This window comes from Microcoleus sp. T2B6, from assembly GCF_036700475.1.
Lineage (GTDB): Bacteria > Cyanobacteriota > Cyanobacteriia > Cyanobacteriales > Microcoleaceae > Microcoleus.
In genome coordinates this window covers 1-21,900 of the sequence record NZ_JAUBOZ010000119.1, presented here as the reverse complement: position 1 = coordinate 21,900, position 21,900 = coordinate 1, and the positions used below count along the sequence as shown (strand labels likewise).

Here is a 21,900-nt window from a genome sequence, read left to right as displayed (position 1 = left end):
AATTTTGAGGTTTTTTCCTGTCCCGGTACACTTAATATCAATTTAATAATTTAACAGCAAGCTCTACACTCCAATTTTAGGCAAATGTAGCAGAGGCTCAAAAGTGGTAGCATTTATAGCAAGCTGTACTTTCACAATTAAGCAAGCAGAACTAATTGAAAGCTGTTAAGGTTGCCTAAAAATTGCCGCCTCGTTATTAGCCATTCAGCTATTGCATATTAATGTATCGGACAAAGGCGGTAGCCGTTTTCTAGCAAGAGTTGCAGTTAAGTTTGTTTGGCTTTATTGAATGCAGTGCTACCGCACTTTTGTACAAAAAAAGCGAAGTGCCTCAATATTTTTTTGCTGCCAGAATGCTCTAACAGTTACTTCGGCAACCCAGTGAATTTTGTAGTCAAAGTAAATGCGGCAAAACTTGTTAAACTAGGCAATGAGAAGGCAGTGACAATTGTGTTCGCGATGGTACGGTTGTACTTGATTTCAGAGAGAGCGCGTGAGCCTCGCGCCTCTAAGTTTTAGGCCGTAACGATGCTACCCAAGTTGAATGGGGACAGTTGCGGCAATTGATGCCAGTGTTGCCACAAAAGTCGCCACAATAGTATGAGCAATCGGCACAGTGGGATATCGGGTAAAATTAAGCCCTTTGTCACACTTGGTTAACATCCATCAGTGGCATTGATTGGGACAGTGGGATATCGGGTAAAATTAAGCCCCTTGACACTCCATCTCTAGTTTTTAGGTGTTTGTGGCGATAGCTGCACGGCGATCGATTCAAAGCCAATTCTTTGTGGTGATTTGAATTGTTTTGACTTTAAAAACTACAACTCGCGACTCGACTCCGCTGCCCTTACTCGAATATCCGAATCAGCCTGCAACTCGCTACCACTGGCTCCCCATTGATGCTATCAATCCAAGTACACTTTGACCAAAACAATGCAGGAAAATCGCACTTACTCATTCACAATTTTTAGCTAAAATTTGGGAGGAAAAAAGAGGAGAAACCAGTACAGTTATTACTCGTTACACCTCGTAATTCCTACTTTTTCGGTCACAATCAGTATAAATACTTATCATTTTTTGTAAAGAATTGTTGCTTTTGACGCGATTTTTTGTAATTTAGACCCTTCTGAATCCTCCTCAATCCTCGTAGTTAGTGTGGTAGTCGCATAGCAAGCCATGTCAAATAGACGTTATAGGGGGGTAAAAATGATCAATTTATGGTTTTTATGGTTTTTGCAAGAGTGCCATAGGAATTCTTGGGAGTTGAAGTTAGTGATCGTTCACTTTCGACAGCCAAGGCTCGAAAGTCGGGCGGGGGCAGTTTGGACTTTGACGCTCGCTGTACACTCGCTCGCGTGAGTCGATATTGAAGCCAAGAGCGAGCCAATTGGTGTACAGGGCAGCCGCCTTTACGATGGAGCCGAGCATCGCACGACACATTCGAGTTGGTGCTGTTGAGTATCGGCGGCGGATGCCTGACGCGATCGCGCCTTGCCCTCCTGTTTGCAAGCGAAGCAGCCGGCTGATGTCGATGATGGCGAGGGAATCGTTCGTCCGATAGCCAGCAAGAGCGCGATCGCCTTGCACTTAAGATTCCCCATTCATAAGGGTGCATCGTTTTTGTTTCTGCACGTAAAAGTCGGGTTTGTGATCACAAAAACATTGCTTGCTACCGAGAGAGAACAGCCCAAAGCAGCCTCAACAAGCAAAGGCACGAACAGCACAAAAAAGCAGCAATTTGACCGAAAAAGTCAGGCGTTTGCAGGATATTTACAGGCATTTGCAGGTAAAGTGCACCCCCTGCAAACGCCTGACTTTATACTGCACTTGCCTGACTTTATACTGCACTTGCCTGACTTTATACTGCAAATCCCTGACTTTAGCTGACGCAACAATTAGCTAATTTTTTAGCGTTTTTAACAAAAACTGAATTGATTTAATAGTCAAGTGGCGGCATCGGAATTGAATTAAAAATCAAGTTGAGCAAGTGTGAGAAAATTGGCAGCGTAGCAGCCGTTATGTCAGCCTTGACAGTTGCATAAATTGCTGTTGTCGGACTCGCGCTTTGCAATCGGCTAAACTGTTGTTGTCTCATAAAGCTTGACAGTCGGATAAAAATTTACCCCCTGACTCGGTTTACAGTAGTCGCTCGGTTTACAGTAGTCGCTCGACTTCCACCTATTAATGGCGGTTATAATTCTCCACGTTATGAGTAAGTAATTGGACAGAATTAATTACACACTGATTTTTTGCTGTTTTTTACTAGACAAGGCTTGTCGCCCAAAGTTTTGTGTAATTAATTGTGTCCTACTACTTACAAGCAGTAATCTCTTGCCGTAAAGAGCGATCGCTAATACATTCCCACAAAAAATTAGTTCGCCGTCCCTGTCCCATACCTTACCGCTCTTATTGATGTATTTGGGCTTCAGTAGCCACTCGCGAGTCGTTCCTTATTCCATATCAACAGGGGTTGAACTGTGGGTCAGCAGTATGCTCAATATTGATGGGGGTGGATAGTTTTCTCTGCACACATTAGTCACGGTTTGTGATCACAAAAACATTGCTTGCTAGCAAAACTAAACAGCCATAACCAGCCTCAACAAGCCAAGGCACGAACAGCACAAAAAAGCAGCAATTTGACCGAAAAAGTCAGGCGTTTGCAGGATATTTCCCGGTAAATACAGGTAAAGTGCAGTTCCTGCAAATACCTGCTTTCCGCCTGACTTTATACTGCACTTGCCTGACTTTATACTGCACTTGCCTGACTTTAGGACACACAAAAATTAGCTATTTTTTTGGTGGCGGCTTTGATCGACGGTGCGGAGAGTTCGCTAAAATATTTTGGGCAACGCGCGACCAATTCCTGAAAATCTAGGAAGTGCCGATCGCCCACAACCTCCACCACATCTGCCTCATCAAAGTCGCCACGGTCGATCGCCTGGTGCAAGTCACAATCAACACCCGCCGCTACACCGGGAGACTGCCAGCCAGTAGCTTCTAGAATCCGCCGTGCAAAACTCTGCACAATTGGCGGCGGGGCCAATAGTTCGCGGTATTGGGTTTGCTCTGATTCGGTAAGGTCGCGCCAGATTTGTGTGCGATCGGCGTGGCCCGATTCGCAGACTTTCTTGACTACTGCTGCGATGTGGTGGGCTGTTGTGTGATCGTTGCTGGCAATTGCGGCGCGGATAAAGCCTAAGCACTCGGCGTGGGTGGCGGGATCTTGCTGTGCGGGCGATCGGGACTGTTGGGTAGGTTCTAGCATGATGCGTCCTCCCAGCGGATTTGATGCGGCCATGCCAGAGTCTCACCCCAGCCGCCAACTTGCTCTATCAGCATTCGCAACTGAGCGCCGTCTGTGGTGGCAAGGAATCTTGCCCGCACCCATTCCCGCCCCCAACGCAAAACCCATCCCAGCCTACCTTTACTTGTCGGTGGCCCCGTCTCTGCCGAAGCCTCGCCCGCCGTCGTATTTTCTGGGGTGGTTTTTGTCATAGATGGTTCTATTTGAGTATTAATAAACTCACAACCATCTATGACAGCATTTAAACTATATGGGGCGGAAGTTTCAGCCGTTTTTGTAGCAGCCTTTTTAGCTTCGACTTTTTGACTCATTCTGGCCGCTGTCAGAGCAGAAAGTTCGTGCCAATTTTCGGGTAGGGAGCATACGCGGATGGGGCCTTTTTTTGTTAACTTTGTTGTGGCTTCAGGCTGGTAGTGGTAGGTATAAAGTCGATCTTTACCTTCCCCCCTTACTTGCCGACTTATTAGAGTCACGCCGATCTGCCTCAGAAGTCGGCTAACGTACTTGATGCCGCTCTTGCCGGGATTCCCTAATATTTTCGCGACATCCTTGTTTTTTCCCCATCTCAGCATTTCCTGTATTTCGGGGGATTTCTCCGACCAAGTGCGTTCGGGGTCTAAAAATTGCCTAAGCTTAAGCTCGCTAAGAGTCTTAAGCTTGAGCCAGCGGGAGCTATGGTCAGACAGCGAACTTTCCAGCTTTCCCGTCTCCCATTTGCTTCGCTGCAACAGTTCGGCTTCTTCTGGATTATTGAAGAGCCACGCTGTCTCTAGTTGCGTTAGGAGCGATCGGTCATCAAACCTGACCCGGTGTACAAATTGCCAATTCCAAAGTCCTGTATCCTCAATCCCCGGTAATTGGGTCTTAAGTCGGCATTTTTCCGCTTGGCATCTTTCGGGCCAGCTTGCTTTGTTACTGCGGGATATTTCCTGTGCTTCCTCTACGGATATGTCAGGAGCCTCGAAAATTTCCTGTGCTTCTTTTTCCTTACAGAGAATCTTGTTTTCTATGTGCCTCCCTGATTCGTCAATCCCGATCGATGGGCGATCGACTTCGTACCCATCCGCCACTAAAGCTTGCACGAGAAATTCTCTGAGTTCAGATTTCTCTAGATTCTCCTGTGCTTCAAAGTGGCAATAAGCTTTAAAAAGTGGATCTGAGTATTGGCGCTCAAGTTGGGCCTTGATATCCTCCATATATTCTTCAGCCCCTAATAATCCCTTCTCAATGTCAATATTTAACTGAATTTGAAGGTTGATTTGATTGGCATAGTAAGAAGTGCGATCGGAGTTTTGAAGCCCAAAACCAGGGCATAAAATAGAGATTCCATTAAGAGGATGCCGCACCCGCCGCAGCATCTGAATCAAGGAATTTACACCCAAAACCCCGCAGAACAAACCGAACACGTCGGTACACCATTCGAGAATGCTGATGTCAATGCCGTTTTCAAGAGTTGGGGTATAGATAATCCAGGCCGGATTATTTTTCTCAATCCAAGCATCTGGGTCAGTTTGGAATTCAACCTGATCGGGGTCTGTCGAGTTTTTGGAACAAATAAGCAAGCCCTTTCCGAATCTCTCTGTGAGAGTAATGGCAAGGGCTTCAGCTTCCGGCACAGAAAAATCGGTCGCTATTGCGGGGCAACCGGAGTTTTCTATGAGGTTGATAAAAGCCTGTTTTTCGGCGGCTGTTGGTTTCCCGCTCTCAGTCTCGAAAACGCGGGCTTTCGGGCAATTTCCCTTGTATTCGTTCAAATGCTTGATTACCCGCTTGTTCCCGGCAATTTTCGCGACCATTGAGACTGTATAGTCGGTGAGGTGCCCGTCTAGTAAGATAATTCGATCGGCATCCTGACACCCCTGACTAAATCGCTCTTTGATAGCTTCCCGATCGCGCCTCAAGGTGGAACTCATCAATAAATGTCTGAGAACGCTTTCTGCCTCGTCAAGAATTATTGTTGCCCCCTCAAAAATCTCAGCAGGAAGCTTGAGCAAAGAATCAAAGCACAGGCAGAGTCTGGCGTTGGGGTCTTTGAACATCTGATAACCGTTGTGGGCGTTGAGATGGTAAAACCCACATTTCTCGGCTGTCTGTAGCAGCAGACCGTTTCGACTCCCTAAAACGATGATTCTGCCTTCTGGATTACTGGCAATGATATCTTTGAGCCATTGAGTCTTGCCCGTCGCTAAACCACTTAAAATGCCCGTAATTGTGCCGGATGCTGGTGCGGAGGCGTGAAAATAGCGCGAGTTAATGGCGCGATCTGGAGTATATTGCCGATTGCGTCGCCATTGGGCCTCAATCCTTAGCTTCTGGTAGTCTTTAGCTCCCGATAGAAGTGCATCTACATCACCGCCTGCCACAGCAAAATCATCGATCGCTTTATGAGGGCCGGGGAGAAGGGCAATTTTGCAGGTAACGTTAGCAAACAGTCGAGATGTAGTGCTGGCAGCTTTGAATTCTGGGGTTTCAAAACAATTCCCGTCGCGGTAGTCGAAGGTAAAAAATACGACACGTCCGTTGGTATCAAAGGGTTTAAGCGCTTCGTGCAGTTCGTGGGCAATTGCTTTTTGATATTGTGTTCCGTCGGGTTTTGTGATGGTTTCGCCACGCTCGGTTACTCTATAACCGGTTGTGATTCCTGGTAGACCGATTGCCGCGTATCCGCGACTAACTAGCAAAGCTGCCTTTTTTTCTCCTTCAGTGATGACGATCGGGCAACCGCTACTCTCAACCCATTCCCAGAAATATAATGCTTTCCCGCCAACTCCTACCACGGGAAATTCTGGCATGGGTAAGCCAGCTTTTTCGGCTATTGATTCCCAGATTGGAACCGTAACAGCGGGGAAGAATAACTCTAAGGATTTTCCAATTGACTGAAAATACCGACGCTCTTTGCCTTTTTCATCTAGTGCGATCGGTGCGCCTGTGAGTTGGCGAAAGCGACCATTAGCTATCCAGCCACCAGCAGCAGGGCCCGCAGGTCGAAAAATTCCCTCTGATTTGATAATCCCGTTTCTGGCCGCTTTTGTGGCTCCGGCTAGATCGGAGAGTATGTAAAAATTTGGGCCAAGGAAATATCCCTGACTTCCATTACACCGGGCAAGATTCCGAGCCGCTTCTATGCTGCGGCCGCTGTTGGTGGCCTTGTCGCTGTCGGCAAAAACCTGCTCATATACAGGGGTTCCGATCGCAGGCTCAAAGTTCAGGCGGAAGATGTCGGGGGCAACTCCCGATCGCACCACAACATCCTCGTAGCAGCGTTGATTCACATATTCTGCGTAATCTTCGCCAAAATTCTCTAAAGTTGCCGACTCTTGACTAAACTGAACGGTTTCGTTTAAAATGGTATCCATAGCGGGGTTCCGTGAAAGGTTGACCCGCTACACCGATATTTAAGAGAGGCTGGCTACTGTTCGTGGTCTGTCCGCAAATTTGTAAACAATTTGCGGACAAATAGTAGACGGACTACTATATACTGAAATTACTATTTATAAATCTGTTCGCTTCGCCTCTCTTAAAGGTGCAGCGATTTTTTTGTCTTAAAACGAGTGGAAAAAATGCGTGTAAGCCTTACGCTGCAATAGGTTCGGCATCTTGAAGATGCTTTTCTATGTGTTTTATATAAGTCTTAAGCGCTTGCTTAGTAAAGCTCGAACTAGAAGTTTCTAATTGCGATGCTTTGCCTGTAACTAATAGATATTCTGCCTCAGATAGGTAAACTGTTACTGAATGCTTCCATCTTCGCGCCATTTTTCGCATCCTCGCTTTAGAGTTACCGATAATGGTACTGTACTAATCATTTTGGATCAAGCTTTTTTGCGCCACACTACACGAATTGGCGCAATTATACACAATTTGTGTAGTAAAGCAGCAAATCCGCCGATTCCATACAGCGTCGATCGAACAGCTCCCGCCCCTTGATAGTTTGCCAGCGCAACTATCGGGGATAGCAATATCAGCCGATATTGTGTCAAAAGTGTGGCAAAACTGGGATATTTTGTGACCGATTATGACCGATTCGTGATTCGTTTACTAAGAAAAATCATTGTGCGAGTCCCTTACCCGCAAAGTATTTGTCAAGTTTTTCTAGAATTTTCTAAGTTTTCCTAGAGCCATCTTTTGATTTTCTTTGCCGCATCGCTAGATTTTCTTGCGAGTGCGGGTTTTTGTTGCGAGTGCGGGTCGGCAGGGCGATTGACCGCACAACCCCAACTCCCCAAGGGCGATCGCTTCAATTTTGCCCGCCGCCAGAATGTCCCATCGTTCTAGCTCAACCCGCTTGCGGGCATCCCGGCCCGAAAAATCAGCTCAGCCGTCAACCTTAGTTCTGGGAAAGCTAGCGACTCAATCAGATCGTCCCCCCTAAACTGTGTGACCTGGTACTCTCCATCTACCAACTGGCAAACCGAGAGAGTGGGTTGTTTGGGAGTGCCGATGAACTTGCGACCGCCCAATCCGAGATAGTCCACAATCCAGTATTCGGGGATGCCCATCTCTTCATAGTCAGCGAATTTGAGATGGTAATCGTCCCGCCAGTTCGTGCTGACGACCTCTACAGCCAGTCGTACCGAAGACCCCATCGTGATGATTGATTCTTTTTCCCAGCGGGGCTCGGAAGCAAATGCAGTTTGGTTGAGGACAATAGTATCTGGCTGGTAGCCAGCCTCGTTGCGGATGGGCTTGAGCAGGCAGTCACCGGGGATGGAGCAAGGCAATTGCAGTCGCCTGATTTCAAAATTGATTTCACTTGTAATAAAGCCCGTAACGTTGGAATGGTTGCCGGTTCCTAAAGGCATTTCAACAATAACTCCGTGGTGTAGTTCGTAGCGGTGGACAGAGTTCTCTGGATACCAAGCGACAAACTCATCAAATGTGACTGTTTCTGTTTTGGTTTGGGTTTGGATCATGGTTGCCTGTTTCCTTTGCTAGACATTTGCTAGATACTTGCTAGATACTTGCTAGATACCTGCTAGACATTAACTAGCACCTTTACTTGCCTTACCCCGCTTGGCTTTCGGTGCTGTCGCTGGCTTGGGTGCTGTGGGCTCCGGTTCTGTTGGCTGCGGTTCGGATGTGCGATCGGGAGTTTATACCAAGCTTTGTTAAGAAGCCGATCGTCCGCACCGCCCCAACTCCCAAGGGCGATCGTCCCTAAATTCCCCACACCCACACCTGATCGGCAGCCGCTTCAGTTTTGCCCGCCGCCGTTGCCACGGTTACGGAGCTGGTTATTGAGGTACTGCCAGAGGTCGCGAATTTCTGTTTGAATGATTCGCATTTGCTCTCGCCATTCGTTGTTCTGCTGGGAAATCAGCCTCAGCGCTTCTTGATGGCTCCCGATTGCTGAAACCAGACCGTCAAAACGTTGAGCCAGTCGGTCAACGCGATCGGTCAGTTGGTCAATGCGATCGGTCAGGCGATCTATGGCTGTCGCATTGGCAAGAGTTTGAACTTCCAACCGCCCGATCGCCTCGGAGTTGGCAAAAGTCTGAGCTTCCAGCCTGGTCAGAGCCTCGGTATTTGCCTGCTGCTGCACTGCGGTGGCTGCAAGGATTGCTTCTATTCGGTCTAATCGATCATTGGAACTATTCATTTACTTCTGCGTAATAGAGGTCAAGGAATGGCGATCGGCATGGTTTGGGTTGAATTGTGACGTTTCCTTTGCTAGACATCTGCTAGATATTCGCTAGACATTAACTAGCACTTTTACTTGCCTTGCCCCGCTTGGCTGTTCCTGCGGTTGCTGGCTTGGTTGCGGTTGGCTCCGGTTCTGGTGGCTGCGGGTCGGATGTGCGATCGGCAGCATCTGCTAAGTCAGCCTCGGTATTTTTTAAAGAATGCCGCTTGCGGTACTCTGCAATCGCTTCTCCTAAAAGGATTGCTGCCATCTGGCTTTTGGTACGCATTTCGCGGTTAGCTATCTCATCTAAAGCTTCCCAAGTTTCATCGGGAATTACAGCATTTAGTTTTCTACTCATTAGTTCATATTCAATATCTCTCCTTCCATCATGCTATGTTCTGTCACTTCTGTTTTGATTGTACTATGTGCAACCATGATGTGATGTGCTATGATGGCAAACATCAGAATCGATTCCAAATCGATTCTGAATTGATTCTCCCAAAGCAGGCGAAACTATGGAACTTAAAAACCAGGCTGTGATTGACGTAGAGGTTACAGAAATCGATTCCTCTCTCAGAGAATCGATTGAACGTTGGTACTCAGCGGCGCAAGTGCAGCGCATCCTTAATTTGAATAAGTCTGGGTTGCAGAAGGCGATTGCCAAGCTACAAGATATCTACGGCATTGAGCTTAAAGCCTTACGGCGTGGGGGTGCGCGGGCCACTCAATACTCTGAGCTTGCCCTGAAAGCTTGCAAACTACTGAATGCTGGAAAACTCAGCGAACTGCGGAAACTGGTAGAAACCGCACCGACCGCGACATCTCCTTCCCCAGCCGGAGCATTGACAATTGCCGAATATACGCCCGCGCTCGATCGACGGATCACCCAATTGAATCAGAATGCAAATTCTGCTTCGGCATCCTTGAATCAAAATGTGCAGCAGCTTCTAGCTCAAATTGCTTCCGAAAATCAGGCAGCCCAACAGCGCGATTCAGACTTGGACACTGCTGAAATCAACGCCGCTCAAAACCGTGGGGCTGCACGTGCTCTGGCCGTTTTTCAGGCAGAACAGAAGGCACAAGCTGAAGTGCTAGCTCAACTGCGGGCAATGAAGCTGGGAGCCGAATCATGAGTTTTTATAAAGTGAAAGTGCAGCGCGAAAGCAACACCCCGCGAGTGTTTAATGTCAGTGCCAAAAAGTCTCAGGACGCTGTTCTAGTAGCAGCCCAAAGCCTGCGAGATGAAGGGATTACAGATGCGAAGGGGATTGAAGTAATAGGTCAAGTTCAAAGTTTGAGGGATTAATGATGACTTTTTCTACTCTGTCTAAATCTGACTGTGATGTTGAAGGGTGCGACGGCTTCGGGTTTCCAGAATGTCAGTTTATGGCTGTGGGGCTCGACTTAGAACGTGCGATCGAGCTTGGCGATAGCTGGCGGCGGGGTGAATTTTTGCCTGATGTCGGTCATCCTGAAGCCGATCGAGTATCTGACAAGCTCAACAAAATGACAAGCCAGCCGATCGCCCTAGACAAGTAATCGGCTGGCCAGCAAACACTCCCCTAGCTTGCGCTGGGGGAATCATCTAAGGAGATTTTACTATGGATTTTGGACGCGACAACAGCAGCGTAGCAATAAGGAACCCAGCAGCGGGACACAGCCCATACATTGACGAGAAGGCGGGGGAGTGGGCTGACACCGAGGCTGACATTCTTTCGTACTTGAGCGATGTTACGAAGCTTGAAGCGATGGCAGATAAAGCAGCCAACGCCGAACAGCTTGCCTTAGTTTTAGAACCCTTCCTTGATAACGCTGAAACCTATCTGGAGGCGCTGGGAAAAATTGCCGACGGACAAGTTACTTGGACGGAAATTAGGAAGAAATTCGGCTCTAAAGTCGGAAATGCCATCGCTAAAATCCGCAAGCTAAATGCGGAATTTGGATCTGAGATGGAGCAACTAGATGCCAAAGACCGTGCAGCGATGCTGAAGATTGAAACCAAGCGTCAGCACGGGTTAGCCGAGATTGCTTCTGAGCTCACAGGCGACTTACAGGCTGAGCTGTGGCGACACGAGAACAAGATGGAAGCTATCGCAAACAGGGGTGAGGTGGCGTCCAAGCGTCAAACCATCCAAGAATCGCTCCGAGAACGCCGACAGAAGCTGCTCAGTCGCGCAACAGTCGGCTCGGATAAAGGGATTCAGGAGAAAGTGCCAGTGACTATTGGATCTGCCAGCAACAACAGCGCCAGCGTGTCGGCAACTGGTTCGCCTAGAGGATTTGGGGGCTGGTTTGCGAATGTAATGAATTTCAACAACCGTTAAAAGTGAGGGGACTATGCACGAAGGTTTTATCGGGGCGAGTCCCCTCTCTTTTGTGGGAGGGGGACAGCACCAGCACCAACAACAGCAGCAATATCAGCAAGTTACTGCACCAACCATTGACCAACCGCAACCAGACGAAACTAACGCCGAACGCCAGTACCGGGACGCTGCCAATCTGTGCGAAGTAGTTGCGCCCACATTACTAGGTTCGGCTGTGGTTTTCACATTCCATGCCATGCAAATCGCAGGCGGGTCAATTGCTGCAATTGGCATCTATCAGATTTACTTGGCAGCCAAGATTACCGGGCAATCAAAGCATCGCTTGCCTACTGCAATTGTTGGTGCTGGGGTGACAGTCGGTATGCTTGTCAGCCTTGCCGAACCGTTATCTGAAGGGCGACAAGTAGGTGATGCAGAGCTACGTCTAGAGACAGGTATAAAAGAAATTCAGACAGTAAAAAAACCTGCTTCCAACGACTTTGACTACTTGCCTTCAATTGCGCTTGTGGTTATCGTTTTCTGCCTAATGTTCAAAGTCAAAGGAGGAAGCAAGTAATGACACCATTAACCGAAAAACACGCTCAATTACTTAAGTCAAACCGCGCACTGCTTCTGACCTTTGAAAGACTCCCTATTGCTGGCAAGTTGTCGGCAGTCGGTTTGGCGCTTGTGATTGGGATATATAGCGGGATAACCGCAATCCAGGGGACGGCAAGCAATAGAGTGCAGCTTTGCATCCGCAATAAACAAGCGTTGCAATGTGCTGACAAGGCAGGCAAACCGTACATAATGACCGAGTACCACGCAGAGAAGTGGAAGGCTAATCCTAATGTGGTTTTCCATAAGGAAATCCCCGCCACAAATCCGCATAAAGCATTGTGGATGGCCCTCGCTGGTAGCAGTTTTTGGGTGGCAGGTGTTGGGTTCCGAAGTCTGCAAAACTCCGAGCGTCAACTCGCAAATTATGAAGCCATCGCAGAGAAACGCGACCTAGCAAAAGGGCAACTGAATGCTCGTACTGAACTGCTGGAAGATTATCGGGCCATGAGGGTTAAAGAAGTCCAGGTCGAGGGTGACTTGGAAGCTGTCGCGAACGATTGCGCTGTGGTTATCAAGCAATGCGAAGTTTTAGGCGAAGCCGATATTAAGATTGCTCAACTGGAGGCTGAGGAAGCCATTTTTGAGGCAGAAACTGCGGGTTTACCAGAGGATAAAAAGCAAGAATATATCGACTTTTTGCGGAATCAAAAAAATCCCTTTCAACTTCGGCTGACTGGGACGCAAACATTCGACGGCATCAATAACCCTGGTGACAAAGTTGAATCTGATTCAGCGCCAGCCATCCAGTCAAACTCCAACATTGAGATAGCTCATCAAATAGCAGCCAAAACCTTAAATTCTTTGGTGGCAATAAACAGTTCGATTTTCCTAGCAGCTCCTACTCGCTGCGGGAAAACTCGCACTCTGCGTAAGTGGCTAAAGGATTTAACAACCCGATTCCCAGAGGCAGAGATTTACGTCATCGCCCAGAAATACGAAGATTTTCCCGGCGTTCCGAGAAATCGAATCATGATATTTGACCCGCTACTTCCAGACGAGTCGATGAAGTTTCTGGATGAGGTTTACGAGAAGTTGCAGCGTCGGAAATCTAAGCCAGCAACCGAGGAAACCTACCGCAACCGACCAATTAAAATAATCCTTGAAGATTGGTTCGCCACTTACCAGTGCTTAGTGCAGAAACGAAACGCGCAACTGTGGGAAGAGAAGGCTTCCAAACTGGGAAGTATAGCGACCGTAGGGGGTCAGTATAATGTCGGCTACTTCATCTGTACGCAGACTTTCAACATCGCATCTAGTGGGGTTGCGGACAGCAATATTCGCCTTAATTTAGCCTTGCTAGCTCAAGGTTTAGTACGCACTACGAGCAACGGTGAGGAACAAGGGTCTTATGGCGTAATCGAGCAAATGTTAAACAACTCAAACGTCATTGCCAGTAAGGAAACACGGGATAGACTAACAGCGGACTTGAGCCTATTAATCCCGGCTTCTATGGCTGAGCAAACGCCGATTGTTCTCTCCACGATTGGGAATCCCGTATTAGGTTTAATGCCACAAATTGAAGTGAACACCTCATGGATTGATGGCGGTTCCGAGGCTCCAGATAACATCTTTGATAGTTCATCGGAGACGGGTAACAGCGCCCAAAAAAACCAGCTTTCTGACGCTGAATACTGGGAGCGTATTTACAATTTGGAGTTCAATTTGGGGGATAAAAAGCAGTCCGATAGTCCGACGGAAGATGGCACATCATCGGATAGTGAGTCCGATAACGAGATTGAGTCCGATGAGCTAGAACCGTTGCCAGACAAGCTGTCCGGCTTTGTGTGGACTGTCCGAGCCGTCAGTCAGATGTTCCCTAATGTGGCTCCTGAGCGTTTATTTTCCTCGGTATCGGACGCTGCTCTGTCAGGTGCAAATATACGCCACATTATTAAGTCAGTTTTAAAGTGTGGTGAGAAATACGACCATCCAACACGCAGCTATACAAGGCACGGAAAAAGCCTCTTAAAGTGGCTAATTGAGAACTACGATAATGGCGAGATTGCACAGTTGCCAAAGATTCAAGAATTTCTCAGGAGTAGCACCGATGCTCAGTAAGTTAATCCGCGTTATTCCCGACTTTATTCTCAACCCCATCTACGACGCAATTTTTGCAGAGTTTGTAAGACGTGGAAATATTATCTTCTCTGATGACTTAAACAACCATGACTACAACTGAAGGAGAACGAAACAATGCCAACTATCAAGCAGTACGAACATTCCGGCAATCCACCAATTCCTGATGAATTAGCTACCTGCATTGCCTTCTTGCAAGCTGCAAAACTCAGAGCCGAAGCGCACATCTGCAACCCATTTACCGATACGTCGTGGCTGGAGGAACCCGAACAGAAATTGATAGACACGGCCAGCGTTTCCATTGATGTAGCTGTGCAGAATTTAGAAGCGTTAAGGGAGGCTCTGAGAAGGGATAAAGATGAAGATGAGTAAACCCACCAGCACCTTCCTAATCTCTGTCCGTCCGACTTGGGCTTCTGCCTTTTTCCTTGACCGCGACCCGAAAACAATCGAACTCAGGAAAGGCAAGTTTGGAGCATCCCTAAAACCGGGTGATAATATTGCAATTTACGCCACGATGCCAGTTGCTGAACTGCTAGGAATTGTCCGGGTTCTGAAGCGTGAATTATTGTCGATCGATCGACTGTGGCAGACATCGGAGCAAGGGCGACTGGCAAGGGTGACGCGCCAACAGTTCGATGCTTACTACTGCAATCAGGAATTAGGAATTGGGGTTTGGGTAGAAGCGGCCCAACTGTTACCTAGGCCGATCGCACTTTCCAAACTTCGGCAGAACTGGGGCGATCGTTGGCAGCCACCGCAGCAGATTGTCCAGCTATCCCATAAACAGATGGCAGCAGTTGGTATCCCCCACTGAACATCGATCGCTGAACATCGATAACCTAACCGAGCGCTACTGTGTTAGAGACGATTTAACAACGTAGCGCCAGCCAACTAATCACCCACAGGACAACACAATGCTGCAAAACTCTCAACTAAGAAAAGACATCGCCGCGCTGTACGAAATGAAAAAACGATTAACGAAAACAGCAGAACCCGACGGCGATGTGCCCACCGAATTCGAGCTCGAAGCGCTGAAGGCCGAGGCTGCCATTGACAAGGCTATTAAAGCTTTGGAGGCCCTAGACGATCTAATTGACGACCCCGCACGAAACTAACCCTGATTACCCAATAACCTATGAACTCGATCGAGACAATCTTCTTTTACCGCAGTTTCCTTTGCTGGTGCGATCGGCAAGGGTGCTGGAAAATTCAGTGCTTGGACTACCATTACATCTACTCCGGGAAAGGTGGCAAGGAAGCAGCTAAGGCACAAGTCGAGTATTTCTTGAATGTGCGGCACGGCAAACAATCCTAGCCCGCTATACTGCGGGTATGGGGCAAAAGGTGAAACCAATTGCCAATTACCAATTACTAATACCCTTCATAAAAAAAGCCCTCGGCATTATGCTGGGGGCTCTTTGTTTGGGGTGCGATCGGGCGATCGAAATTACAGCCGCCCCGACCTAAAGGCCTCTGCCCTATCTTCATCCCGCTTGCGCTCGTACCACTCCTTCGCAACTTCATCAGCGTAAGCTCTCAGCTCTTTTTCAAGCCCTTCCCAGTCGATATTGTCTTTTTCGGGCGGGTTATTGATGCCGAGCATAAACCAGTAGTATTGCTCTTTCAAGCTATCAGCGCTATCTATGCTTGGCATATCGGGGCCATCTTCCTCACCGAGCCGACCACGCAGACACTGGCCAATTTGTGATTCTTTTTCTTCCTTAAATCGCTCAAAGTCAGTCTGGCTCATTACTACCTTCCTCAAGAATTTCTAAGATTTTCTCAACATCTGCGAGCGTTGCGGTTGATTTTTTGCGCTGCGCTTTTAACCGGTTAAGTAGGTCGGCCGCTTCTGGTAAATCTTGGCTGGCAGTCGCTGGATTCTGTTCCAGGTCGGCGAGTTGCGATCGGAGTTCGCCAATTTCCAACCTTAATCGGCTTTCTGCGGGGTTGGGCTTGAGACTATATCCCCGCTCCAATTCCCGAATCTTGTCTCCCTGTTTGAGAATGGTTGCCTTTGCGTCTGCCAGCTCACATCTGGCATCGCTAAGCTGCTGTTGCCATTGGGCTTTCTCCATCTCGATCGCCCTTCCTTCGCGGTGTACTTCTGCCGCCGCTTCTGCCGCTTCTTTCTTGAGTTGGGCGAGTTCTTCCCGATCGGCTGCCAGTGTTGCCAGTTGCGCTTGCAGTTCTGCGAGTTGGGCCTCGACTTGCTGGTGATCGGCGCAGGCTTTGTCGCGTTCGGCTTCGAGTACCCTGCAATCGCCGCGAACCTCATTCAATTCTTGCTCTATCCAACCTACATCAGCCTGCAATTCAAGCCTGAGCGATTCATCGTTGCCCTCGCGAGCGGCACTCAATTTTCCCAGCCGTTCCTCAAAGCTGGCTAACTTCTCTGCTAGCAACTTGTCTAGCAAGGGGGCGATGGTTGATTCTAAATCCCCACCTGTCGGCGCTGCACTAGCGGGTTCCATCCCCGTCGCTGACTCCAGCAACCCCACAACCCAAGAATTGACGCTTAAGCCGTTGGTTTCGGCGGTGGCCTTGATAGCTTCTAGCAAGTCTTCCCGTCCGTCCAGTCTCAAGTTGAGTTGAAGCCTTTTATTTGTAGGGGTTTCGGGCTTATTAGTTTTGCTCGTCATAGTCTTGTCTAGTAATAAACTAGCCACAGTCTAGCATAATGCTATTTAATTGTCTAGTATTACGCTAGCTTAAAATTAGCGCCTCTAGCTTTTTGTCTAGTGCCTTAATCGAGCTTTTGTCTAGTGTGTATGCTATAAAATACTAGACATTAAATGCTCAATATACTAGACATTATGCTAGTACACAAATAGCTTTTTATCTAGCATCTTAATCGAGCTTTGTGTCTAGTGTCTATGCTCTAACAAATACTAGACATTATGCTAGTATTTGTTAGAGCGAAACGGAAACGACACAAACCGCTCGCTACATACGCTCCACAACCAGCACACACAACCAAAGGACGAAGAACAATGACTCTGTTAGCCAACAAGTTCGTTCAAATCACCTCAAAAATCGACGCCACGAATGCCCAAATCGCAGCGCTACAAGCCAAGCGAGCGCGAGCTCCAAGACTATCAGCAACAGTTGCCTGACCCCTACCGAACCCTCCCATCGCTAGCGGTATCTAGTAGATTAGCTAGACAAAATTTTAGCATAAACTCACGATCAATACTAGACACAAAAACTAGCTTAATTACTAAATGTCTACTAGGCATAGTGCTAGTATTTATCTAGTACAAACAAAACCACTGCCCGAAAAAACTCCGACCGCCCCAGAACCGATCACCACACCGACACTACCGCGCCAACTACCCCAGCACGGCGCCGGCCGATCGCGCCAACAACGCCGGACATCGAGGGACGGCTTAATAAACTTTCGATCCAATCAATCCGCAAGCTGGCATCGGCTCCGGGAACCGACACAAAAGGGACGCGAGCAGCAATCGCAGCGAGGTTAAAGGCAATCGTCACAGAGTCCGATCTCCGGGACGCTAGCTAACAGTTGCCCGCCCCCAGCGATGGGAGGGTTCGCTAGCGGTATCTAGTACATAAGCTAGACAGAAATACTAGCATTGACTCACGATCAATACTAGACACAAAAACTAGCTTTATTACTAAAAAATTACTAGACATAATGCTAGTATTCATCTAGTACAAACAAAACCACCGCCCCAGAACCGATCGCCACACCGACGCTACCGCACCAACTACGGAGAGTGCTTACGGCGCCGGCCGATCTCCGCCTTGAAACTAATGCTCTCGTTAGTCTCGGTAAAGCGCATCACTTCTGATGTGCCAGTCTGCAACGTGCGTCCGGGCGAACTAGAAATTGCAGGGACGCTCGCGTCTGGCGCTCGGCAGCTTCGTAACTCAAGGGCGTGAAGAGAGCTCTCTTTCTCGACGGATTCTCTCGTCGAGAGCGGTCACTTTCAATCACGCGGCGGAGCGGGCACATCGACTCAATCCGAAAGCCTGCGAAACGATTCCTTTGCTAAGTCCTGGAAGCGGAAAATCAAACTATGGCCGAGCGCCCAACTTAAGATACTAAAACACAGAGCGGCTTAGACACCACAGCCCCGTCCAAAATGGACGGAACCTATTTTTACCCCCATGCCATCGTAAATTACTCTTATCAATAGCAAAAAATCATGAAAGCAGAACTGTCGATTGCCCGCCTGGAAGCTTCTCTCGATGCCAAAATTGAGAGATATTTCGATACTCTAGATACCGATCCTGACGTGCTCAAACAATTACTCGCCGAGAAGCGCTCCGAAAATACCCGCCGCGCCTATGAACGCGATGTCAATGACTTTTTAGTAACTATGACGGGGACGCCCGCCGTGCCTGATAACGTTTTGGAGTTTTTGCATCTTGAGGAACGTCAAGCGGTGTCGGTGGTGTTGAAGTACAAAGCTAAGCTGATCGACAAGGGACTCAAGGAAGCGACTGTTAATCGGCGGCTGGCGGCTGTCAAGTCGTTGGTGGAAATGGGCCGTAAGCTCGGTGCGTGCCATTACAGTTTGGAGGATATCAAGGGGGAGAAAATTGTCGGCTACCGAGATACAACCGGGGTTGATACCAAGACTTTTGAGCGGATTTTGGGAACGTGCGATCTGGCAACGAAAGCTGGGAAGCGTGATTATGCTTTGTTGCGCTTGCTGTGGGGTAATGCTTTGCGTCGCAACGAAATCAGTCAGTTGAGTGTTTGTGACTTTGACCCGGCCGGTAAGACTTTGCGAATTCTTGGCAAGGGACGCGGTACGCAAGCTGAGACGATCGATTTGGGTTCTGCGACAGTGCAGGCGATCGCCGATTGGTTGGAGGAAAGAGGAAGTTGCTCGCACGATAGCCCGCTTTTTATAGCACTTGACTCCGCTCACAGCGGGCACAGACTTAGTGGCGATGGTATCTGCAAGATGGTTGTCCGCCACAGCGAAAAAGCTGGTATTAAAAAACAGATGTCCCCTCACCGCATCAGGCACAGCGCTATCACAGCGGCACTGGACGCAACAGACGGGGATGTGCGGAAAGTTCAGAAACTCAGCAGGCACAGGAATTTAAACACGCTCATGATATATGACGACAACCGGGGGCGCGACCAACAGGACGTTACCGAAATGCTTGACTCTATGTTTTGAATGTTTTTATAGCGTTGCCTCAGTAATTCGTTAATTAGGGGCGTGTTTTTGCCTGCCATCAAATCTCTAATTTTGTGGCGATGACGCTGTAACGCCTAGCCGTGAGAAGGAATTAGAGTTTACAAATTGGGTGTTGTTGGGCTGGGATTCATTCAAGTGGTATCGACGTACAATCGGCAGCAGATGCGGTGAAAATTATTAAACAAGCTATGGAGGTGAGGCAAGGCCCGCCCCAAGCAGTGATGTTCCTCAGTCGTGCAGTAAAGGGAACGAAGCTCAAAGCTGAAGCTATAGAGTTGTTGGGAAAACTTGCACCCACCACCAAAGTTTGGCTGTTCGATGAAAGCCTGACCGAGGAGCAAATCCAGGATATCCTCATGTTCGGGCGCACAGCATCGAGCTTGTGGGAACCGGAAGATTTTGGTCTTTCACCTTGATCGTTTTTGTCAAAAAGTAGTACCTAACGGGACTTAGATAAAAAATGGTATAAATGGCTGAAAGCCTTGTTTAGTATAGTTTTTACCTCAAAAATACTTAAATCTTTGATAGGTAAAGGTTTCAGGTTATTTTACCCCCTTTGACGTATTTTCCTTGTCTAGCAAGGGTTTTAACCCTATTAACTGTGAAAATTTGTTTAAGTCCCGCTATCGAAAGGAAAAGTTAGGAAGTTAAAGAAATTAGGCTACTGAGAGACAAGTTGTGATATAAGCGTGCAACTATTTTTTTGTCGATATTAACCTAAGCTGAGCTCGATAGATTATGCAAGATCCGACTTTTCCGACTTTACGATCCGACTTTTCCGACTTACAAAGGCAGAGCAGAGGAAATATTATAGAGATAAGATGCGTCTCAAAAGCTGTGGAAGCAATTAATAGACTTTCATAGCTTTTGAACGATACAGTTATAATCAGGGTTTAACGCTACAAAAGGCACTTCTACTTAATTACTGACATATTGTTCTGAGTGTGCGCGATGATCGCACCTATCAGTAAAATTACGGCTATTTTTTAGCTCGTGATTTACAGAATAGTGCGTACATCATTGTTAGATCAGTAAATCCCCTGTGGACGAATGATATAAGGATGTATAAATTGTTTCAAGAACTATTTGCTCTCGAAGTGAATGTAAATGGGGGCATTTCTTCTCAACCTTTTTCTACGTTACTCACGTCCAAACAACGAAATGTTGAATTTTTACCTTCCATGACATTTTCTTTACACAAATTTTATTGATGTCCCTTGACAAGCATCTATCCAAAGAATTATCTTAAATATATCTAGAGATAGATGACAAATAAATAAGCTGAGGAGTAAAGCTTGCCAAAAGATTAAATTGAATCTACAGGGGGTAGTGGCTCGAAAAATCCGAGTATTACTGCTGCCAAGGCCTTCAAAAGCGGACGTATGGGTGCAATAGCAGCCTCCGGCAAGAAATCTCGTGCCGAGCCAACTTTTTGAAAGGTGCTGAAAGATTGGGAGGACAGTGGGTGCAGTTGACTGTCTTCTAAGTCAAAGCGAGCGCTCGGTTAACACAACAGCAATAGCATAATTCACCTATTGCTTAACAAAACCATCCAACAATAGCAGCGTACCGGAATAGGCTGCGGTTGGAGCAGAAATAAGAATTGATCGGAACCCCTGCCAATTGAGCACACAAATTATCGGATTACAGGAGTATGACCATTCTTAACTACAACGAAAGCACCTACCTGCAAGAAAATCCCGACGTGGCACAAGCCGTAGCTTCAGGCATTATTCCCAACGGCTTCGAGCATTGGGTAAAGTTTGGTTTTATTGAAAAAAGAACGCCACAAATTTCCTTCAACGAGCAATTTTATCTAGATGCTAACCCCCAGGTAGCAGCAGCAGTTGCCAACGGTAGTTTCTCAAGCGGATTTGAACATTATGCGCGGTTTGGAGCGGCTGAAGGTCGATCGCCCGTTGCCACTATAACACCCACAGGATCTCAACTTCAAGAAATCTTAAAACGCGGGTTTGTGCGGGTTGCAGTTAACGAAGATGCACTCGGATTTAGCAACCGAGAAGCCGACGGTTCATTTAGTGGGATTGGCATTGATTTTAGTCGCGCCATTGCCACTGCTTTGTTTGGGAACCCGAATGCAGTAGAATTCGTAGTCGTCAAAGCCGGTGAAGACTTTAATAGTGTTGCCAGTGGCGCAGTGGATATCGCCGCCACTTTGCCCACTCAATCTGTGCTCCGCGATGCCAGTTTAGGAGTAGATTATTCACCTACGGTTTTCTTCGACACTCAAGCAGTATTGGTGCGTGGTAATAGTGGAATTAGTTCTGTTAAGCAGTTATCAGGAACAACCATCGGCGTATTAGCAGGAACGCGCTCTGGGCAAAATTTAATAGATGCCGCCAAACGTGCCGGAATCGCCCTCAACATCCAAACTTTCCCCTCACAAGATGCTCTGTTTGGCGCTTACGATGCGGGGCAATTGGGGGCAGTTTCGATTAATCGCGGGGTGCTGAGCAATCGCATTCCCACATTATCCAATCCGGGAAATCAAGTTATCCTGGATGAAGCCATTTCTAAAGAGCCTTTAGCACTCATCGTGCCGGAAAATCAGTCTGAATGGGCTGATGTGGTGCGCTGGACGGTCAACGCTCCCATCCAAGCCGAATTCTTTGGCATCAACTCCCAGAATGTGAATGAATTTCTTGATGGAAATTCCGCCAGTAAGCGCTTCTTAGGCGTGGAAGGGAATTTAGGAGAATCTTTGGGACTCAAAAATGATTTTGCGTTGAAAGTTATCCAACAAATTGGTAATTACGAAGAGATTTA

The 21,900-nt window shown here is 47.7% G+C and carries 27 protein-coding genes; 17 read left to right on the top strand and 10 right to left on the bottom strand.

Going from position 1 to position 21,900, the window contains the following annotated elements; all coding sequences use genetic code 11:
- Positions 1-1,491 precede the first annotated feature (1,491 nt).
- Entirely contained in the window at positions 1,492-1,887 is a 396-nt protein-coding gene (locus QUA00_RS31700) for a hypothetical protein (RefSeq protein ID WP_333310875.1), read from the top strand.
- Positions 1,888-1,936: 49 nt separating this feature from the next.
- Here QUA00_RS31700 and QUA00_RS31695 read toward each other — a convergent pair whose 3' ends face one another.
- The 5 genes from QUA00_RS31695 to QUA00_RS31675 form a co-directional block, all read right to left on the bottom strand.
- Positions 1,937-2,095, bottom strand: a complete 159-nt coding sequence (locus tag QUA00_RS31695; RefSeq protein WP_333310877.1) for a hypothetical protein — start codon at positions 2,093-2,095, stop codon at positions 1,937-1,939.
- 672 nt (positions 2,096-2,767) lie between these two features.
- On the bottom strand, positions 2,768-3,265 hold the full coding sequence (locus QUA00_RS31690) for a hypothetical protein (RefSeq protein ID WP_333310879.1): 498 nt from the start codon (positions 3,263-3,265) through the stop codon (positions 2,768-2,770).
- Positions 3,259-6,660, bottom strand: coding sequence for a plasmid replication protein, CyRepA1 family (locus tag QUA00_RS31685; RefSeq protein WP_333310881.1), 3,402 nt, complete (start codon positions 6,658-6,660; stop codon positions 3,259-3,261). The genes QUA00_RS31690 and QUA00_RS31685 overlap by 7 nt, the downstream gene beginning before the upstream one ends.
- 217 nt (positions 6,661-6,877) lie before the next feature.
- Positions 6,878-7,057, bottom strand: a complete 180-nt coding sequence (locus QUA00_RS31680) for a hypothetical protein (protein ID WP_333310883.1) — start codon at positions 7,055-7,057, stop codon at positions 6,878-6,880.
- A gap of 515 nt (positions 7,058-7,572) precedes the next feature.
- The gene (locus QUA00_RS31675) at positions 7,573-8,214 is read right to left on the bottom strand and encodes a Uma2 family endonuclease (protein WP_333310885.1); all 642 of its coding nucleotides are present in this window, start codon (positions 8,212-8,214) and stop codon (positions 7,573-7,575) included.
- Positions 8,215-8,300: 86 nt separating this feature from the next.
- Here QUA00_RS31675 and QUA00_RS31670 point away from each other — a divergent pair, with 86 nt between their 5' ends.
- Positions 8,301-8,462 (top strand): hypothetical protein, encoded by a 162-nt coding sequence (locus tag QUA00_RS31670; RefSeq protein ID WP_333310887.1) that lies wholly within the window; start codon positions 8,301-8,303, stop codon positions 8,460-8,462.
- Positions 8,463-8,495: 33 nt separating this feature from the next.
- Here the strand turns inward: QUA00_RS31670 and QUA00_RS31665 are convergent, their stop codons facing one another.
- Together QUA00_RS31665 and QUA00_RS31660 are read right to left on the bottom strand one after the other, a co-directional pair.
- The gene (locus QUA00_RS31665; protein ID WP_333107860.1) at positions 8,496-8,900 is read right to left on the bottom strand and encodes a hypothetical protein; all 405 of its coding nucleotides are present in this window, start codon (positions 8,898-8,900) and stop codon (positions 8,496-8,498) included.
- 100 nt (positions 8,901-9,000) lie between these two features.
- A complete protein-coding gene (locus tag QUA00_RS31660; RefSeq protein ID WP_333107861.1) occupies positions 9,001-9,285 on the bottom strand; it encodes a ribbon-helix-helix domain-containing protein in 285 nt (94 codons plus the stop codon).
- A gap of 157 nt (positions 9,286-9,442) precedes the next feature.
- On the opposite strand from QUA00_RS31660, the gene QUA00_RS31655 reads away from it, so the two are divergent.
- The 11 genes from QUA00_RS31655 to QUA00_RS31605 all read left to right on the top strand — a co-directional run bounded on the left by QUA00_RS31655 (position 9,443) and on the right by QUA00_RS31605 (position 15,245).
- Complete coding sequence (locus QUA00_RS31655) at positions 9,443-10,060, top strand: hypothetical protein (RefSeq protein WP_333412334.1); 618 nt, start codon at positions 9,443-9,445, stop codon at positions 10,058-10,060.
- The gene (locus QUA00_RS31650) at positions 10,057-10,233 is read left to right on the top strand and encodes a hypothetical protein (protein ID WP_333311063.1); all 177 of its coding nucleotides are present in this window, start codon (positions 10,057-10,059) and stop codon (positions 10,231-10,233) included. Before QUA00_RS31655 ends, QUA00_RS31650 begins: the two co-directional genes overlap by 4 nt.
- A gap of 2 nt (positions 10,234-10,235) precedes the next feature.
- The gene (locus QUA00_RS31645; protein WP_333412332.1) at positions 10,236-10,466 is read left to right on the top strand and encodes a hypothetical protein; all 231 of its coding nucleotides are present in this window, start codon (positions 10,236-10,238) and stop codon (positions 10,464-10,466) included.
- 62 nt (positions 10,467-10,528) lie between these two features.
- Entirely contained in the window at positions 10,529-11,251 is a 723-nt protein-coding gene (locus QUA00_RS31640; RefSeq protein WP_333311059.1) for a hypothetical protein, read from the top strand.
- A gap of 13 nt (positions 11,252-11,264) precedes the next feature.
- Positions 11,265-11,807, top strand: coding sequence for a hypothetical protein (locus QUA00_RS31635; protein WP_333311057.1), 543 nt, complete (start codon positions 11,265-11,267; stop codon positions 11,805-11,807).
- Complete coding sequence (locus QUA00_RS31630; RefSeq protein WP_333412330.1) at positions 11,807-13,909, top strand: hypothetical protein; 2,103 nt, start codon at positions 11,807-11,809, stop codon at positions 13,907-13,909. Before QUA00_RS31635 ends, QUA00_RS31630 begins: the two co-directional genes overlap by 1 nt.
- Positions 13,899-14,030: a hypothetical protein gene (locus tag QUA00_RS31625; RefSeq protein WP_333145236.1), complete on the top strand. Its 132-nt coding sequence runs from the start codon at positions 13,899-13,901 to the stop codon at positions 14,028-14,030. The genes QUA00_RS31630 and QUA00_RS31625 overlap by 11 nt, the downstream gene beginning before the upstream one ends.
- A gap of 14 nt (positions 14,031-14,044) precedes the next feature.
- The gene (locus QUA00_RS31620; protein WP_270883807.1) at positions 14,045-14,299 is read left to right on the top strand and encodes a hypothetical protein; all 255 of its coding nucleotides are present in this window, start codon (positions 14,045-14,047) and stop codon (positions 14,297-14,299) included.
- On the top strand, positions 14,292-14,744 hold the full coding sequence (locus tag QUA00_RS31615; RefSeq protein WP_333412328.1) for a hypothetical protein: 453 nt from the start codon (positions 14,292-14,294) through the stop codon (positions 14,742-14,744). Before QUA00_RS31620 ends, QUA00_RS31615 begins: the two co-directional genes overlap by 8 nt.
- A gap of 100 nt (positions 14,745-14,844) precedes the next feature.
- The gene (locus QUA00_RS31610; RefSeq protein WP_333310280.1) at positions 14,845-15,045 is read left to right on the top strand and encodes a hypothetical protein; all 201 of its coding nucleotides are present in this window, start codon (positions 14,845-14,847) and stop codon (positions 15,043-15,045) included.
- A 20-nt stretch (positions 15,046-15,065) separates the two neighbouring features.
- Positions 15,066-15,245 carry a hypothetical protein gene (locus tag QUA00_RS31605; protein ID WP_333412326.1) on the top strand — a complete coding sequence of 60 codons (180 nt, stop codon included), beginning with the start codon at positions 15,066-15,068 and terminating at the stop codon, positions 15,243-15,245.
- A gap of 132 nt (positions 15,246-15,377) precedes the next feature.
- Here QUA00_RS31605 and QUA00_RS31600 read toward each other — a convergent pair whose 3' ends face one another.
- The gene (locus QUA00_RS31600) at positions 15,378-15,680 is read right to left on the bottom strand and encodes a hypothetical protein (RefSeq protein WP_333412324.1); all 303 of its coding nucleotides are present in this window, start codon (positions 15,678-15,680) and stop codon (positions 15,378-15,380) included.
- Positions 15,667-16,572, bottom strand: a complete 906-nt coding sequence (locus QUA00_RS31595; protein WP_333412322.1) for a hypothetical protein — start codon at positions 16,570-16,572, stop codon at positions 15,667-15,669. The genes QUA00_RS31600 and QUA00_RS31595 overlap by 14 nt, the downstream gene beginning before the upstream one ends.
- A 351-nt stretch (positions 16,573-16,923) precedes the next feature.
- Between QUA00_RS31595 and QUA00_RS31590 the strand changes: the two genes are divergently transcribed.
- The gene (locus QUA00_RS31590) at positions 16,924-17,046 is read left to right on the top strand and encodes a hypothetical protein (RefSeq protein ID WP_333412320.1); all 123 of its coding nucleotides are present in this window, start codon (positions 16,924-16,926) and stop codon (positions 17,044-17,046) included.
- A gap of 190 nt (positions 17,047-17,236) precedes the next feature.
- On the opposite strand, the gene QUA00_RS31585 is transcribed toward QUA00_RS31590, so the two are convergent.
- Positions 17,237-17,425: a hypothetical protein gene (locus QUA00_RS31585; RefSeq protein ID WP_333310272.1), complete on the bottom strand. Its 189-nt coding sequence runs from the start codon at positions 17,423-17,425 to the stop codon at positions 17,237-17,239.
- Positions 17,426-18,102: 677 nt separating this feature from the next.
- Between QUA00_RS31585 and QUA00_RS31580 the strand changes: the two genes are divergently transcribed.
- The 3 genes from QUA00_RS31580 to QUA00_RS31570 all read left to right on the top strand — a co-directional run.
- A complete protein-coding gene (locus QUA00_RS31580) occupies positions 18,103-19,092 on the top strand; it encodes a tyrosine-type recombinase/integrase (RefSeq protein ID WP_333310270.1) in 990 nt (329 codons plus the stop codon).
- Between the two features lie 188 nt (positions 19,093-19,280).
- On the top strand, positions 19,281-19,529 hold the full coding sequence (locus QUA00_RS31575; protein WP_333310268.1) for a hypothetical protein: 249 nt from the start codon (positions 19,281-19,283) through the stop codon (positions 19,527-19,529).
- Between the two features lie 1,238 nt (positions 19,530-20,767).
- Positions 20,768-21,900 (top strand): transporter substrate-binding domain-containing protein (locus QUA00_RS31570; RefSeq protein WP_333412317.1); only part of this gene is annotated, 1,133 nt, incomplete at its 3' end.

Bases quoted from the DNA above. Each gene is read 5' to 3' on its own strand.
- QUA00_RS31695 (WP_333310877.1), bottom strand. From the start codon at position 2,095: ATGAGACAACAACAGTTTAGCCGATTGCAAAGCGCGAGTCCGACAACA.
- QUA00_RS31690 (WP_333310879.1), bottom strand. From the start codon at position 3,265: ATGCTAGAACCTACCCAACAGTCCCGATCGCCCGCACAGCAAGATCCC.
- QUA00_RS31685 (WP_333310881.1), bottom strand. From the start codon at position 6,660: ATGGATACCATTTTAAACGAAACCGTTCAGTTTAGTCAAGAGTCGGCA.
- QUA00_RS31680 (WP_333310883.1), bottom strand. From the start codon at position 7,057: ATGGCGCGAAGATGGAAGCATTCAGTAACAGTTTACCTATCTGAGGCA.
- QUA00_RS31675 (WP_333310885.1), bottom strand. From the start codon at position 8,214: ATGATCCAAACCCAAACCAAAACAGAAACAGTCACATTTGATGAGTTT.
- QUA00_RS31665 (WP_333107860.1), bottom strand. From the start codon at position 8,900: ATGAATAGTTCCAATGATCGATTAGACCGAATAGAAGCAATCCTTGCA.
- QUA00_RS31660 (WP_333107861.1), bottom strand. From the start codon at position 9,285: ATGAGTAGAAAACTAAATGCTGTAATTCCCGATGAAACTTGGGAAGCT.
- QUA00_RS31655 (WP_333412334.1), top strand. From the start codon at position 9,443: ATGGAACTTAAAAACCAGGCTGTGATTGACGTAGAGGTTACAGAAATC.
- QUA00_RS31650 (WP_333311063.1), top strand. From the start codon at position 10,057: ATGAGTTTTTATAAAGTGAAAGTGCAGCGCGAAAGCAACACCCCGCGA.
- QUA00_RS31645 (WP_333412332.1), top strand. From the start codon at position 10,236: ATGACTTTTTCTACTCTGTCTAAATCTGACTGTGATGTTGAAGGGTGC.
- QUA00_RS31640 (WP_333311059.1), top strand. From the start codon at position 10,529: ATGGATTTTGGACGCGACAACAGCAGCGTAGCAATAAGGAACCCAGCA.
- QUA00_RS31635 (WP_333311057.1), top strand. From the start codon at position 11,265: ATGCACGAAGGTTTTATCGGGGCGAGTCCCCTCTCTTTTGTGGGAGGG.
- QUA00_RS31630 (WP_333412330.1), top strand. From the start codon at position 11,807: ATGACACCATTAACCGAAAAACACGCTCAATTACTTAAGTCAAACCGC.
- QUA00_RS31625 (WP_333145236.1), top strand. From the start codon at position 13,899: ATGCTCAGTAAGTTAATCCGCGTTATTCCCGACTTTATTCTCAACCCC.
- QUA00_RS31620 (WP_270883807.1), top strand. From the start codon at position 14,045: ATGCCAACTATCAAGCAGTACGAACATTCCGGCAATCCACCAATTCCT.
- QUA00_RS31615 (WP_333412328.1), top strand. From the start codon at position 14,292: ATGAGTAAACCCACCAGCACCTTCCTAATCTCTGTCCGTCCGACTTGG.
- QUA00_RS31610 (WP_333310280.1), top strand. From the start codon at position 14,845: ATGCTGCAAAACTCTCAACTAAGAAAAGACATCGCCGCGCTGTACGAA.
- QUA00_RS31605 (WP_333412326.1), top strand. From the start codon at position 15,066: ATGAACTCGATCGAGACAATCTTCTTTTACCGCAGTTTCCTTTGCTGG.
- QUA00_RS31600 (WP_333412324.1), bottom strand. From the start codon at position 15,680: ATGAGCCAGACTGACTTTGAGCGATTTAAGGAAGAAAAAGAATCACAA.
- QUA00_RS31595 (WP_333412322.1), bottom strand. From the start codon at position 16,572: ATGACGAGCAAAACTAATAAGCCCGAAACCCCTACAAATAAAAGGCTT.
- QUA00_RS31590 (WP_333412320.1), top strand. From the start codon at position 16,924: ATGACTCTGTTAGCCAACAAGTTCGTTCAAATCACCTCAAAAATCGAC.
- QUA00_RS31580 (WP_333310270.1), top strand. From the start codon at position 18,103: ATGAAAGCAGAACTGTCGATTGCCCGCCTGGAAGCTTCTCTCGATGCC.